Raw genomic sequence first — 15058 nt, forward strand, 5'->3', positions numbered from 1 at the left:
GAGAGATTCAAATGAAGTTTACAGTTTTATCCATGGTGAAAAATGAAGCAGATATTATTGAATCGTTTGTACGTCATAATCTCCAATTTGCAGATGAGCTATTTGTTTTGGATAATGGTAGCGATGACAATACTTTTTTAATTCTACAAAAATTGCAAGAAGAAGGGTTGCCTCTTCATTTATCACAAGACTCAACTCTTGGTTATCAGCAGCAACAACTTTCTGCTCGTTTATTGACAAGTGCACAAATGCAATCTGATGCAGATGTTTTTATGCTGCTTGATGCAGATGAGTTCATTTGTATTCATCCGGATGCTGCCGTCTATGGACAAATGGAAAAATATAGGGAGTTTTTCCATACTCATTTAAAACAGCTCAAACAACAAGGTGTTGTAGCTCTTCGATGGTTGAATTTCTTACCAATCGATAAAGGCCAATCGTGTGATTACATTAATCATTTCCAAGAGTTTTCAGAGTGTACTCAACCCCCGCTGATCCACCAAAAAGCCATTTACTCAAGGGATATATTGAAAAATGCACACACGGTTGCAGGTAATCATTTTTTAATCAAGAAGCAAACTGGGGAGATGATTGAGCAAACTTTTTTGCAACATATTGCCATCGCTCATTTTCCTATTCGCTCAAAGGAGCAGGCAATTGCTAAAATATTGACTGGTGCGATTGCGCTAAGTAGTAGATCATTAGGAGATGGAGAGTCTTTTCATGTTTTTCAAATGCGGCGGGAAATCGTGTCAAAAAATTACCAGATTAGCATGGAGAAATGCAGAGAAATTGCCAAATCTTATGGTGTTCCTTCTTTTTATACTGGAGGAGTGAGTTTACGCAAAGGACAATTAAATCCTAATACTATCGAGCATAAATATCTGCATTTAAATAATGCCAATTTGGTACGCAGTTTGGATAGAGTAGCGATGCTGTTTGCTCAAAACAGCCAAGTGTTACGAGTGCAATTTGAAACAATACAGCAGGAATTATCGTCCACGCAGCAGGAATTATCGTCCATGCAGCAGGAATTGTGGTCTGTACGGCAGCACATCGAAAAGTTACAGGGAAGCCACCATAAATATAAAAAATTATGGATATTGCGTCTGTTTAAACCGTTGATTAAGACAGAGCAAGCGATTAGCTCAGCAAATCGTTATCGAAAAGGATTTCAAAGGCTAGTTAAAGAACAAGGAAGTGTCGGTAAGGCCTATCAGGCTTGTCGACGCCTGTTTAAAGAGACATCCAGTTTTAAAGTTGTTAAGCGGTTTTTAATTGAAAGCAAGCATAGAGAATTAACATTATCTGAGCGCGGTGATATAGAGAATCCGAAAAATGGTGTTGTTATATTGGCGACGCGACATACATCTTACATCGCACAACTGATCTCGTACAGTCTAAAGAAAATCAACATTGACACCGAAATCATTTTTGATAAGCCGGTTTCTGGGTATGCGAATAAGTGGCATTTTGTAGTTTGTCCTCAAATGTTTGAATCTTTGCCTTCCGCTTATTTTGCTTTTCAAATGGAGCAAAGTGTCTCAAGTCGATGGTTTACACAAGAATACTTTGATCGTTTGAGGAAAGCGGCGTTTGTTTTTGATTATTCATTGACAAATATTGCTTTTTTACAAGACCATGGTATGCCATTCAAAAAGCTATATTATTTACCTGTTGATGTGTTGCCAACGCTAGAAAATACTGAAATCATGGGTTGTGGTGATTTTGAGTATGATGTGGCATTTTATGGGGATGTCAAGAGTGAGAGTCGTCAAATATTTTTAAGCAAACTGCGTGAAAAATTCTCGGTGTTAGTGATTTCGGAGGTGTTTGGCGAAGATCTGTATACTCAGCTCAAAAAAGCAAAAGTGATTGTTAATGTGCATTATTATGAAAACGCCTTGTTAGAAATAACAAGGATCTATGAGTGTTTATCCTTAAATAAAGCTATTGTATCTGAGGTTGGTAGCGATCAATTTGAGCATGGTGACATAGAACACGTAGTGGATTTTGTCGGGATTGATGATGTTGATGCCATGGTCGCGAAGGTTGAGCGTTTGCTTAATGATCAATCATACTTCCAATCGAGAGTTGATGCGATACGACAGCTAAAAGACAGACCCAACAAGTTTGAGTTTTATTTTAACCGTTTCTTACTGTCTCAGGACTTACTGGATTTTGATGAGTTCTACAAGTTATGTTCTGATTATATTAAGCCGCAGAATGACTTCTGGTGTTTGAGCCTTGCTGAAACAACCGATAGAAGAAAGGACTTTGATAAGGATAATGTGCATGATATTTGGGTTTTTCCAGGTTTGCGGCACAATATTGGCTGGGTTGGCTGTGGCTTGAGTTATAAATTGATGATGCGAATGGCAAAAGATTTAGATCTGCCTCAAGTAACGATATGTGAAGATGATGTCTTGCTTGATGAGCGCTTCGAGCGTAGATATTCGCATGTAAAACAAGCTTTGACGAAAGCAGATGAACCTTGGGATGTTTTTTCAGGTTTAATTGCTGATTTGTCTAAAGAAACAGAGATTTTTAACTCGGCAATCCAATCAGATAATGAGGCATTTTATGCGATCAATCGTTTGGTTAGTATGGTGTTTAATATTTATAATAAAACATCGTATCAAAAAATCATTGACTGGGATGACAAAATTCATATGCCAAGCAACACCATAGACCGCTATATTGAGCAGCATGACGGCATTAAGGGGTTGATTGTGAGTCCTTTTTTGGTTGGGCATAAAGAGGATGCGACGTCAACATTGTGGGGATTTCAAAATACTCAATACAAAGATATGATTGAAAAAAGCCAGGCCTTGTTGAATGAAATGATTCGTGACCTTTCTCAAGAAGTATCGAACTAAGAACTTATTAAAAGGATTTTATGAGCTCAAGAAAACATAAGCCCTATAATGTAAGTTTAATTTTAATTGCATACAATCAAGAGCAATTTGTGAGGCAAGCATGCGAGTCGGTCTTGCATCAGCATGGAGGCTCGATTGAAATTATATTGTCAGATGATTGTTCTATCGATGGTACTTACAAGGTGATGCAGGATGTGGTGAGCAGTTATCGCGGGCATCATCGGGTCATTTTGCGTAGGAATGAGCATAACTTGGGGTTGGTTGGGCATATTAATAAGGTTATTGGACTCTGCTCTGGAGAGTTTATTGTTTATGCAGCAGGAGATGATATTAGCGCTCCGGAGCGTGTCGTGCGCACGATGGATTTGTTTGCGAATGGTGATGGTAAGGTTTTAATCGTACATTCAAGTGTGATCGAAATCAACAGTTATGGTAAAGAGATGGGCTATGTTGATCCACCAATAGTCAAAAAAAATTTAGCGGGTAATGCTTTGTTAAGTAAATACTCAATTATTATCGGCGCAACATGTGCTTGGCATCGCTCTTTATGGGACACATTTGGTTTTTTGCGTTATCCTGCGCTGTATGAAGATTTAGTAATGGCGTCTCGTGCACAAATGATGGGCGGAGCGTCTGCCTTCGCTTTCAGTGCTGAACCGTTGGTTCTGTATCGAATTGGATCTGGAATATCGCAGGGCGGTAGGAATAAGCCGACCAATCCGATTGAGCGGCAAGCTTTTGAGTTAAAACGTTTGAGAACTCATGATGATGTTTGTAGTCAGCGATTGGATGATGCAAAGAAACTTGGTCTAGTAAAAGAAATTGAAGTTGTCCAAAAAAGCCAGTTGAAGAATAAAACACTTAGACAGGTGTATGAAAAAAAAGAGAGTTGGTTTACGATAGTTCAATTCTCCATTCGGAATGGAACCCTAATTACATTGCTGCAAGCAACTATTAAGCGATTCCGATTGTTTTAGCGTGGCTTTATAAACAATAAATTGGTTATTTAATTGATAAGAAGTTGAGGATTTAAATGATTTTAGTGACTGGCGGAGCTGGTTTTATCGGTGGTAATTTTGTGTTGGATTGGTTGGGCGGCTCTGATGAGGGTGTGGTGAATGTAGATAAATTAACCTATGCAGGGAATTTACAGACTTTGGCGTCGCTCAAGGACAATCCAAACCATGTGTTTGTGCAGGCGGATATCGGCGACACCACGGTGATTTCGGAGCTGTTGGCAAAATACCAGCCACGTGCGGTGGTGAATTTTGCGGCGGAGTCGCATGTGGATCGTTCGATTCATGGGCCGTCGGATTTCATTCAAACCAATGTGGTGGGGACGTTTAATTTGCTTGAATCTGTACGTGCCTATTGGAATAACTTGTCGGAGCCACAAAAATCCGCGTTCCGTTTTTTGCATGTGTCGACCGATGAGGTGTATGGCACGTTGGCGGCGGATGATCCGCCGTTTGCCGAAACCAATCGTTATGAGCCGAACAGCCCGTACTCGGCGAGTAAAGCAGCCTCCGATCACCTCGTGCGCGCGTGGCATCACACTTATGGTTTGCCGGTGTTGACTACGAATTGCAGCAACAATTATGGCCCGTACCATTTCCCTGAAAAATTGATTCCGTTGGTCATTTTGAACGCACGCGCGGGTAAATCTTTGCCAATTTACGGCGATGGTCAGCAGATTCGCGATTGGCTGTATGTCAAAGATCATTGCAGCGCGATTCGCCGCGTGTTGGAGGCGGGGCAATTGGGCGAAACTTATAACGTCGGCGGTTGGAATGAAAAAGCCAATTTGGATGTGGTTCATACCATTTGTGCCTTGCTTGATGAGTTGTCGCCGCGCGCGGATGGCCAATCGTATGCCGAGCAAATTACCTTTGTGACCGATCGTCCGGGGCATGATCGTCGCTACGCGATTGATGCGCGTAAATTGGAGCGCGAATTGGGCTGGAAGCCGGCAGAGACCTTTGAAACCGGCATTCGCAAAACTGTTCAATGGTATTTGGATAACAACGAATGGACTAATAATGTCACCAGCGGCGCGTATCGCGAGTGGACGGATAAACAATACGGTCACGATCACAGTGGGGCGCAATCATGAGCGCACCTCGTTTACCCAAAATATTAATTACCGGTACGGATGGGCAAGTCGGCTTTGAGTTAACGCGCACGCTCGCACCCTTGGGGGTAATCAAAGCGCTGGTGCGTGCCGATTTGGATTTAGGTGATGCAGACGCGCTACGCGCTTTGTTGGATGCAGAGTGCCCCGACATCATTGTCAATCCGGCCGCCTATACCGCCGTGGACAAGGCGGAGTCTGATGTCGATGCAGCCTATGCGGTGAACGAGCATGCCCCTGCTGTGATGGCGCAATGGGCGGCAGCGCATGGCGCGTTCATGGTGCATTACTCCACCGACTATGTGTTTGAAGGTTCGGGCGAAACGCCGTACGTCGAAGATGATGCCGTTGCGCCGCAATCGGTTTATGGTGCGAGTAAGGAAAAAGGTGAACAAGCGGTACGTTCTGCCTTGCCGGAGCATTTTATATTTCGCACCAGCTGGGTGTTTGGTGCGTATGGTGCGAACTTCCTTAAAACCATGCTGCGTCTGATGCAAGAGCGTGAGACGTTGAACGTGGTGGCCGATCAAATTGGCGCACCGACCTCGGCGGCGCTGCTGGCTGACGTGACGTCACATGTGGTGCGTGATACTTGGCAAAAACGCCAGCTCAATGACTCGGTTGATTACGGCACTTATCATTTGGTCGCTGGTGGAGAGACGTCGTGGCATGGTTATGCTCAATATATCGGACGGCTCGCGCAAGTAGCGGGCTTGTCGTTGAAGGTTGCACCTGAGGCGATTGGTGCGATTCCGAGCAGCGCGTATCCGACGCCGACCAAGCGTCCGCTGAATTCGCGTTTGAATACCGAAAAACTACAGAATACTTTTGGCCTTCGTTTGCCCGATTGGCAAGAGGGTGTTCGTCGCGTTTTTCAATTAATCACTCAGGATTTATAACATGGCTCATACCGAAAAGCTGAATCCACATCAGCGCAAAGGGATCATTTTGGCGGGCGGTTCGGGGACGCGTTTGTACCCGATCACCATGGCGGTCAGTAAACAACTGCTGCCGGTGTACGATAAACCGATGATTTATTATCCGTTGTCGGTGTTGATGCTGGCGGGGATTCAAGAGATTCTCATCATTAGCACACCGCATGATATTGGTCGGTTTGAAGAATTGCTCGGCGATGGTTCGCAATGGGGCTTGTCTTTCTCCTATGAGGTTCAGCCGTCGCCCGATGGCTTGGCGCAGGCATTTTTGCTGGGCGAAGCATTTCTCGATGGGCATCCGGCAGCGCTGGTTTTGGGTGATAACATCTTTTTCGGACATGATCTGTATCAATTGTTGCGAGATGCCAATCATCAGGAGGATGGCGCGACCGTGTTTTCCTATCACGTCCAAGACCCCGAACGCTATGGCGTGGTGGCGTTTGATGAAGATAAAAAAGCCGTCAGCATCGAAGAAAAACCAACTCAACCCCAATCCAATTTTGCAGTGACGGGCTTGTATTTTTATGATGCCGATGTGGTCCAGCATGCCAAAACCATTCAGCCATCGGTGCGTGGCGAGTTGGAAATCACTGATTTGAATAGAATTTATTTGGAAAATGGTACATTACGTGTTCAAACGATGGATCGTGGCTATGCGTGGCTGGATACAGGTACACATGATTCCTTGCGTGATGCGGGCACTTTTGTGGCGATGATTCAAAAGCGCCAAGGGCAACAAATCGCCTGTGTTGAAGAAATCGCCTATCGCATGGGCTATATTGATCGGGATGTGTTGGTGCGTTTGGCACAACCGTTCCTCAAGAGCGATTACGGCCAATATCTCATCAAAATTTCCAAGGAGCATGTATGAAAATCGTCGATACCGCGATTACTGACGTCAAAATCATCGAACCTGCGGTGTTTGGTGATGAGCGAGGCTTCTTTTTTGAAAGCTTCAATCAAGCCAAATTCAATCAAGCTGCGGGTTATGACGTAGCGTTTGTTCAGGACAATCACTCACGTTCGGCCAAAGGTGTTTTACGCGGTCTGCACTATCAACTGCCGCCGCATCCGCAGGGCAAATTGGTGCGTTGTGTGGTGGGCGAAGTCTTTGACGTGGCGGTGGATATCCGCAAAAGCTCGCCAACCTTCGGGCAGTGGGTGGGCGTGTATTTGTCGGCTGAAAATAAGCGACAACTTTGGATTCCGCCCGGATTTGCGCATGGGTTTTTAACGTTGTCCGAGTATGCGGAGTTTTTGTATAAAACCACGGACTATTGGGCGAAAGACTGCGAACAAGCCATCATCTGGAATGATCCGAGCATTGCCATTGACTGGCCGGCGTTTGATGGCCAGCCATTGTTGTCTGAAAAAGATCGACTGGCACCGAAATTGTCGGAGCAGCAGTATTTGTTTGATTGAGTTGGGGATTCAAAAATGGGCAGGTTTTTCTGCCCATTTTTGATTGCTTACTTATTTCCAATAATCCTTAATCCACGCGGCAGGCCGGGCAAACCGATACCATTTGCCGGTTTTACCGATAATCGCTTCATCGGGGTTGGGTCTGCCGTGGAAGATCAATACGCGGGTATTATTGGGCAATTGAGGCGGGACGAATAAAGATTTGGGAAAATAGTGCATACAGTGGCGTTTGAAGCTGCGCACCCAGCCTTCCGGCCAAAATCCCAACGCGCCTTTTTTGCTCAAATAGTCACACAAAAACGCCTGCTCGTGGCGGAAATCCTGCTTGATTTGCTCAAAGTTGTGTGTGAAATAGTCCAATACATCCGGATGAGCGCCGATTTTGAAGCGATATACTGAGGAGTTGCCCAAGCCGTGACGGGGTTTCCACTCGCGAATGATCAATACGTCTCCCTTTTGCGTGAAAAATTCATCCAAACTGCCGGTGACGATGATGTCAATGTCGAGAAACAGGGTGTCGCCGTGCAGGTCGTATAAAGTCGGCGCAAATGTTAACAATTTTTTCCAGCCGCGCTCAGGCCCGTTCAATTCAATTGGCATGGGCGGAATGGGGAAGGTTTCAATGCCTGCGTTCAGCCCTTCGGTGCTGTCGGTCAGACAGACAAAACGATGCGGCAGGGTCAAATGGCGCTGGACCATATTGTGTAGGGTGTTGACGTATTCGGGGCCGTACTTAGTGCCCCATTTCATGCAGATGACATTAACCATGTGTTGTTTCGCGAGGTGGATCGTTGGGCTATTGTGTCCGAATTTGTCGGTAATTGCAAACGCGCACACGGCTTTTTGAGGGCTTCGCTACGACGTTAATCGAATGACGGTCTTCGGACGGCTTGTTGTAATTTCGATAAAACCGGTTGAATTGCGTCTTTTCGAAGATTAAGCCATTGATTTTATTGGCTTGTTGGCGTATGATGGCAAGTTCGTTGAAATAGGCGAGGTGTATTAGTTTGTCAATTTCGATTGAAATACGTGTTTAATCAGTAACTTGGCTGCGATGTATGGTGAACGGTTGGGTGAAAAGTGTGTTGCGTTGTGTTTGGCAGCGTATACGCCGTGATTAAATGAGTGAAATGTTTATTATTGGATTAAAAACAATGCCAACTATTAACCAGTTAGTGCGCAAACCGCGTACTCAAGTGCGTGAAGTGAGCAAAAGTCCTGCTTTGGAAAATTGCCCGCAAAAACGCGGTGTGTGTACCCGTGTGTATACCACAACTCCTAAGAAACCTAACTCTGCGATGCGTAAAGTTGCCAAAGTGCGTTTGACCAACGGCTTTGAGGTGATTTCATACATCGGTGGTGAAGGCCATAACTTGCAAGAGCATAGCGTTGTGTTGATTCGCGGTGGTCGTGTGAAAGACTTGCCGGGTGTTCGTTACCACATCGTACGCGGTTCTTTGGACTTGCAAGGTGTTAAAGATCGTAAGCAATCACGCTCTAAATACGGCGCGAAACGTCCTAAAAAAGCGTAATCTGCGATTGAATTAAGTTTGAAATTTTTGTTTAACAACTACGGTGGGTTTGTAATGTTCAAACTACCGAGTAAGTGACGGCTCGAAGTTGAAGTTTTGATTATGGGTTGTCAAGGTCGTTGTGACCAACTGAAGAAAGGAAGATGAGATGCCTCGTCGTCGTGAAGTCCCTAAACGTGACATTTTGCCAGATCCAAAGTTTGGCAGCGTAGAACTGGCCAAGTTCATGAACGTGATCATGTTATCGGGTAAAAAATCTGTAGCAGAAGGCATTGCTTATGGTGCCTTGGATCAAATTGCCAACAAAACCGGCAAGGATCCGTTGGAAGTGTTTATGACTGCGTTGAACAACGCAAAACCATTGGTTGAAGTGAAAAGCCGCCGTGTCGGTGGTGCGAACTATCAAGTGCCGGTTGAAGTGCGTCCGTCACGCCGTATGGCCTTGTCTATGCGTTGGTTGCGTGAGGCAGCCAAAAAACGCGGTGAAAAAACCATGGCGTTGCGTTTGGCAGGCGAATTGTTGGATGCCTCCGAAGGTCGTGGCGGTGCGATGAAAAAGCGTGATGAAGTGCACCGTATGGCTGAAGCGAATAAAGCGTTCTCGCATTTCCGCTTCTAATTTTTTGCTGTGTTTAAGGAGCGCATGGCTTTGTTATCGCTCCTTGCTGTACTGATTGTACAGCGTGCGTCGCGATGCCGCGGCCTGCGCCCTTAAACGTGCAAAAATTACAATAAAGAATTTAGATTGCTGTTTGAGTTTTATACTGAAAAGGCAGTCGCTGATTAATAACAAACGAAGAGAGTAAACCATTTTTTACTTTTTTCAAAAAGGATAATTATGGCTCGCAAGACCCCTATTGAGCGCTATCGTAATATTGGTATTTCTGCACACATTGATGCGGGTAAAACCACCACGACTGAGCGCGTATTGTTTTACACGGGCGTGAATCACAAGATCGGTGAGGTTCACGACGGCGCGGCAACTATGGACTGGATGGAACAAGAGCAAGAGCGTGGTATTACCATTACCTCTGCGGCGACCACCACGTTTTGGAAAGGTATGGCAGGTAACTACCCAGAGCACCGCATCAACATCATTGACACCCCGGGTCACGTGGACTTTACCATTGAGGTGGAGCGTTCTATGCGTGTATTGGACGGCGCGTGCATGGTGTACTGTGCGGTCGGTGGTGTTCAGCCGCAATCCGAAACCGTTTGGCGTCAGGCCAATAAATACGCGGTGCCCCGTTTGGCATTCGTCAATAAAATGGACCGTACCGGCGCGAACTTCTTCAAAGTGTACGACGGTATGAAAACCCGCTTGCGCGGCAATCCAGTACCGATTCAAATTCCAATCGGCGCGGAAGAAAATTTCCAAGGTGTGGTGGATTTGGTCAAAATGAAAGCCATTTTCTGGGATGAGGCGTCTCAAGGGACGAAATTTGAGTACCGCGATATTCCGGCTGATTTGGAAGCAACTGCGCAAGAATGGCGTGAAAAAATGGTTGAGTCTGCAGCGGAAGCGTCAGAAGACTTGATGAACAAATACCTCGAAGAAGGCGATTTGTCCGAAGAAGACATCAAAGTTGGTTTGCGCACCCGCACATTGGCGTGCGAAATTCAGCCGATGATGTGTGGCACTGCGTTCAAAAACAAAGGCGTACAAGCTATGCTGGACGCGGTTTTGGACTACATGCCATCGCCGGTGGACGTGAAAGCGATCGAGGGTGAAGACGACCGTGGTAACCACGTGACCCGTAAAGCCAGCGACAACGAAAAATTCTCCGCTTTGGCGTTCAAATTGATGACCGACCCATTCGTAGGCCAATTGACCTTCGTGCGCGTGTACTCAGGTATTTTGAAATCTGGCGAAACCGTGTTGAACTCGGTGAAAGACAAAAAAGAACGCGTGGGTCGTATCGTACAGATGCATGCGAACAGTCGCGAACCGATCGAGGAAGTATTGGCGGGTGACATTGCCGCGTGTATCGGCCTGAAAGAAGTCACGACGGGTGAAACCCTGTGTGCGTTGGACGCGCCCATCATCTTGGAACGCATGGTCTTCCCTGAGCCGGTGATTTCGCAAGCGGTTGAGCCGAAAACTAAAGCTGACCAAGAAAAAATGGGTTTGGCCTTGAACCGTTTGGCAGCAGAAGATCCGTCTTTCCGTGTATCAACCGACGAAGAATCCGGTCAAACGATCATCGGCGGTATGGGCGAATTGCACTTGGAAATTATCGTTGACCGTATGAAGCGTGAATTCAACGTAGAAGCCAATGTGGGTAAACCACAAGTGGCCTATCGTGAAACCATCCGCAACGTGGTCGAAAATGCCGAAGCGAAATTTGTCAAGCAGTCGGGCGGTCGTGGTCAATACGGTCACGCGGTATTGAAACTCGAACCGCAAGAGCCGGGTGCAGGCTTCCAATTCGTAGACGAAATCAAAGGTGGTGTGATTCCTCGTGAGTTCATCCCTGCGGTTGCCAAAGGTGTGGAAGAAACATTGAAAGCCGGTGTGGTTGCAGGCTATCCTGTGGTTGACGTGAAAGTAACGGTTCACTTCGGTTCATACCATGACGTTGACTCGAACGAAAATGCGTTCCGCATGGCCGGCTCGATGGCGTTTAAAGAAGGTATGAAAAAAGCCAACCCAGTATTGCTCGAACCTATGATGGCGGTCGAAGTTGAAACCCCTGAAGAATACACCGGTACCGTAATGGGTGATTTGTCTTCACGTCGTGGTATCGTTCAAGGTATGGACGATATGATTGGCGGCGGCAAAATCATCAAAGCGGAAGTGCCGTTGTCTGAAATGTTCGGTTACTCAACTGACCTGCGTTCAGCAACACAAGGTCGCGCAACCTACTCAATGGAATTCAAACATTACTCAGAAGCACCGCGTAATGTCGCTGAAGCCGTAATGAGCGCGCGCGCTAAATAATAGATAAAATGCTCGGGTGCGGAATGAATCTAAGCCCGACAAAAACAACTCAATTCTTTGATATTAAAGGAAACTAAAATGGCAAAAGGCAAGTTTGAACGTACCAAACCGCACGTGAACGTAGGTACGATTGGTCACGTGGATCACGGTAAAACGACATTGACCGCGGCGATCACGACGGTATTGACCAAAAAATTCGGTGGTGAAGCCAAAGGCTACGCGGATATTGACGCGGCACCAGAAGAAAAAGCACGTGGTATTACCATCAACACTGCGCACGTCGAGTACGAAACCGCAGGTCGCCACTACGCCCACGTAGACTGCCCGGGTCACGCCGACTATGTGAAAAACATGATTACCGGTGCGGCGCAAATGGACGGCGCGATTCTGGTGTGCTCGGCCGCTGACGGCCCAATGCCACAAACCCGCGAACACATCCTGTTGGCGCGCCAAGTAGGTGTACCGTACATCATCGTCTACCTGAACAAATGCGACATGGTTGACGACGAAGAATTGTTGGAATTGGTCGAAATGGAAGTTCGCGAACTGCTGTCCAAATACGACTTCCCAGGCGACGACTTGCCTATCGTCAAAGGTTCTGCCAAATTGGCATTGGAAGGTGACCAATCAGACATCGGCGAGCCATCCATCTTGGCTTTGGGCGAAGCATTAGACAGCTACATCCCAACTCCGGAACGCGCGGTTGACGGCACATTCCTGATGCCAATCGAAGACGTATTCTCTATTTCTGGTCGTGGTACCGTCGTAACCGGTCGTATCGAACGTGGTATCGTTAAAGTCGGCGAAGAGATCGAAATCGTTGGTATCAAACCAACCCAAAAAACCACCTGTACCGGTGTAGAAATGTTCCGCAAATTGCTGGATCAAGGTCAGGCCGGTGACAACGTGGGTGTACTGTTGCGTGGTACCAAGCGTGAAGACGTAGAGCGCGGTCAAGTATTGGCCAAACCAGGTTCCATCAACCCACACACCAAATTCGACGCGGAAGTATACGTATTGTCCAAAGAAGAAGGTGGTCGTCACACCCCATTCTTTAACAACTACCGTCCGCAATTCTACTTCCGTACTACTGACGTGACCGGTGCCGTGACTTTGCCAGCAGACAAAGAAATGGTGATGCCGGGTGACAACGTATCTATGTCCGTAGAATTGATCGCGCCAATCGCGATGGAAGAAGGCTTGCGTTTCGCGATTCGCGAAGGCGGCCGTACCGTCGGCGCCGGTGTCGTAGCTAAGATCACGGCGTAATGTGTTGTAGCAGCATGGGATGGTGCGCCATCTCATGCAAGTTATTGTTCTTTATTTAATCGGTGAGCAATCACCTCGTTCTTTGGAAAGCAAAAAATGGCTAAGCAAAAAATTCGTATTCGTTTGAAAGCATTCGACTATCGTTTGATTGATCAATCAGCAGCTGAAATCGTGGAAACAGCAAAGCGCACGGGCGCGATCGTAAAAGGTCCGGTTCCTTTGCCAACACGTATCCAACGCTTTGATATTTTGCGCTCACCGCACGTGAATAAAACCTCGCGTGATCAGTTCGAAATTCGTACGCATCAACGTTTGATGGACATCGTTGATCCGACCGAAAAAACAGTGGATGCTTTGATGAAGCTGGACTTGCCTGCAGGCGTGGATGTTGAAATCAAGGTTTAATTCATTAAACCGACTGATTCAGACGAATCACGTATGAGTTGTAAAAAACGCACCTTTGGGTGCGTTTTTTATTGGGCATTGCGCTGGATTTTGGGCGGTTTTGTTTTTGTACGAATAGAGATTCACGCGCTCAATGTTTGTTTCAAGCAGGGGGCTGGGCGTGGCGCTGGTCGGCGGTATCGGCTGCTCGTTCGGATTAAATATGAAGGATTAGCGTTTACTCTCGCGCTCTGGTCGAGGTGCGCTGGCTGCGGTTGAAGAAGCGCTGTCATGGGGCGTCGCAGCTATTGGCGTGGTATCAACCGCTTTGAGGTCGCGGATCTCGGTCTGAGCATTGGCTTTTGCGTTTGGGCACGCGCGTCCTGTGGCCTCAACGGCGAGTTGATTTTCCGGGTTTTGACACAGCAAAGCAATCGCGACATCGTTCATGCCCATGGCGCGAAATTCCCGCGCATCGAGGCGACGAACGCAGTTTTTATCCGTCCAAGTACTGCCGCCGTTGAATCCGAACCCTGAGAAGGAGGCACCCATGCTGGTGGAACCCATGCAGGTGTCGGTCATGGTGGTGACCAACGGTGGGGCATACAGCGCGGGTGCGCTTTTCATGGTGTAGCTGCCTTTGTATTCCACGGTTTCTTGGTGGGCGCTGTTGGCGGGGCCGCTCGGAAAATTGATGATATTGGTGTTGGTGCCATTGGCATTACCGGTCGCCGTTGAGTTGGCGTTGGAATCCGAGTTGGCGGTGGTCGTGCTGGATTGTGCGTGCGTCCATGGTGCGGAGATTAACAGGCTGCTCAGTACGATGATTTTTAAAACGGTTTTCATTTGATGCTCCTAAAAAAGGGGATACTGGGCTGTTAGGCCGTTCTCCCCTGTCGAACTCGTGTTAAGCACACGATCTTTTAAGTGAATCCTCGCGGATTATGGGAATACCCACAGCAGCGTGTTCATATGGCCGGTCGCGCCTGCACCTGTGGTTGAGCCGGAGGTGCCGACTGCTCCTGCTGCGCCAAAGCCCAAGCCACCTGAGACGCCAGTGTTTTGAGATGTTGAAGCAGTTGTCGACTGTGTGACGATGCTGGAGGGTGTCACGACGGCGCCAGAGACCGCGTTGCCTGCGCTGGTGTTGGTGGTGGTTGCGCCGTGAATGCCTGTGCCGATGGTGAAGGCGCCGGCGATGCCGCTGGAGGTAGAGGCTGAGCTGGAACCAGCGCTACCTGTACCTGCGGTGATGGAGCCTGCATGAGCAACTGCTGTGCACAGGATGGCGGCGGTGATGAGAGCGATTTTGGTGCGTAACATAGTGAATCTCCTATGAGGCAAATGAAAGGGAGGTCGCTTGTCTATGGTTGCCTCTTCAATGGATAAGCGTTTTGCTCGGCAGGGTTTTGGTGACGGTGCTGAGCCAACACGGGGTGATTTTTTGGATGCTGAATCAGTCGTGTTGTTGAGTTCAGATTACGCGTGTAAGCCTGTGTTTTCAAGGATTTCGGAGGAGTACAACACTTGGTGTAATGGGCTCTAACTGGGCTGGGTGATGCGTG

The 15058-nt window shown here is 47.2% G+C and carries 14 protein-coding genes; 11 read left to right on the top strand and 3 right to left on the bottom strand.

What is annotated here, in order from left to right; all coding sequences use genetic code 11:
• Nucleotides 1–11: 11 nt before the first annotated feature.
• The 6 genes from ACZ41M_RS10630 to rfbC are packed head-to-tail and all read left to right on the top strand — an operon-like array spanning nucleotide 12 to nucleotide 7367.
• Complete coding sequence (locus tag ACZ41M_RS10630) at nucleotides 12–2879, top strand: glycosyltransferase family 2 protein (protein ID WP_464731194.1); 2868 nt, start codon at nucleotides 12–14, stop codon at nucleotides 2877–2879.
• Between the two features lie 20 nt (nucleotides 2880–2899).
• Nucleotides 2900–3856, top strand: coding sequence for a glycosyltransferase (locus ACZ41M_RS10635; protein ID WP_464731193.1), 957 nt, complete (start codon nucleotides 2900–2902; stop codon nucleotides 3854–3856).
• A 56-nt stretch (nucleotides 3857–3912) separates the two neighbouring features.
• Nucleotides 3913–4992 (top strand): dTDP-glucose 4,6-dehydratase, encoded by a 1080-nt coding sequence (rfbB, locus tag ACZ41M_RS10640; protein ID WP_464731192.1) that lies wholly within the window; start codon nucleotides 3913–3915, stop codon nucleotides 4990–4992.
• Nucleotides 4989–5909 (top strand): dTDP-4-dehydrorhamnose reductase, encoded by a 921-nt coding sequence (gene rfbD / locus ACZ41M_RS10645; protein WP_464731191.1) that lies wholly within the window; start codon nucleotides 4989–4991, stop codon nucleotides 5907–5909. Before rfbB ends, rfbD begins: the two co-directional genes overlap by 4 nt.
• 1 nt (nucleotide 5910) lies before the next feature.
• Nucleotides 5911–6816: a glucose-1-phosphate thymidylyltransferase RfbA gene (gene rfbA, locus ACZ41M_RS10650; RefSeq protein ID WP_464731190.1), complete on the top strand. Its 906-nt coding sequence runs from the start codon at nucleotides 5911–5913 to the stop codon at nucleotides 6814–6816.
• Complete coding sequence (rfbC, locus tag ACZ41M_RS10655; protein WP_464731189.1) at nucleotides 6813–7367, top strand: dTDP-4-dehydrorhamnose 3,5-epimerase; 555 nt, start codon at nucleotides 6813–6815, stop codon at nucleotides 7365–7367. Before rfbA ends, rfbC begins: the two co-directional genes overlap by 4 nt.
• A 51-nt stretch (nucleotides 7368–7418) precedes the next feature.
• Here the strand turns inward: rfbC and ACZ41M_RS10660 are convergent, their stop codons facing one another.
• Complete coding sequence (locus ACZ41M_RS10660) at nucleotides 7419–8117, bottom strand: glycosyltransferase (protein ID WP_464731188.1); 699 nt, start codon at nucleotides 8115–8117, stop codon at nucleotides 7419–7421.
• Nucleotides 8118–8521: 404 nt separating this feature from the next.
• On the opposite strand from ACZ41M_RS10660, the gene rpsL reads away from it, so the two are divergent.
• The 5 genes from rpsL (at nucleotide 8522) to rpsJ (ending at nucleotide 13514) form a co-directional block, all read left to right on the top strand.
• Nucleotides 8522–8899, top strand: coding sequence for a 30S ribosomal protein S12 (gene rpsL / locus ACZ41M_RS10665; protein WP_464732151.1), 378 nt, complete (start codon nucleotides 8522–8524; stop codon nucleotides 8897–8899).
• A gap of 148 nt (nucleotides 8900–9047) precedes the next feature.
• Nucleotides 9048–9518 carry a 30S ribosomal protein S7 gene (gene rpsG, locus ACZ41M_RS10670; protein ID WP_464731187.1) on the top strand — a complete coding sequence of 157 codons (471 nt, stop codon included), beginning with the start codon at nucleotides 9048–9050 and terminating at the stop codon, nucleotides 9516–9518.
• 219 nt (nucleotides 9519–9737) lie between these two features.
• Nucleotides 9738–11840, top strand: coding sequence for an elongation factor G (gene fusA, locus ACZ41M_RS10675; protein WP_464731186.1), 2103 nt, complete (start codon nucleotides 9738–9740; stop codon nucleotides 11838–11840).
• Between the two features lie 78 nt (nucleotides 11841–11918).
• Nucleotides 11919–13109: an elongation factor Tu gene (tuf, locus tag ACZ41M_RS10680; protein WP_464731185.1), complete on the top strand. Its 1191-nt coding sequence runs from the start codon at nucleotides 11919–11921 to the stop codon at nucleotides 13107–13109.
• 96 nt (nucleotides 13110–13205) lie between these two features.
• The gene (gene rpsJ, locus ACZ41M_RS10685; protein ID WP_464731184.1) at nucleotides 13206–13514 is read left to right on the top strand and encodes a 30S ribosomal protein S10; all 309 of its coding nucleotides are present in this window, start codon (nucleotides 13206–13208) and stop codon (nucleotides 13512–13514) included.
• Nucleotides 13515–13724: 210 nt separating this feature from the next.
• Here rpsJ and ACZ41M_RS10690 read toward each other — a convergent pair whose 3' ends face one another.
• Nucleotides 13725–14339 (bottom strand): hypothetical protein, encoded by a 615-nt coding sequence (locus tag ACZ41M_RS10690; protein ID WP_464731183.1) that lies wholly within the window; start codon nucleotides 14337–14339, stop codon nucleotides 13725–13727.
• A gap of 96 nt (nucleotides 14340–14435) precedes the next feature.
• A complete protein-coding gene (locus ACZ41M_RS10695; protein WP_464731182.1) occupies nucleotides 14436–14816 on the bottom strand; it encodes a hypothetical protein in 381 nt (126 codons plus the stop codon).
• Between the last annotated feature and the right edge of the window lie 242 nt (nucleotides 14817–15058).

It is taken from the genome of Puribacter membranae, from assembly GCF_055380425.1.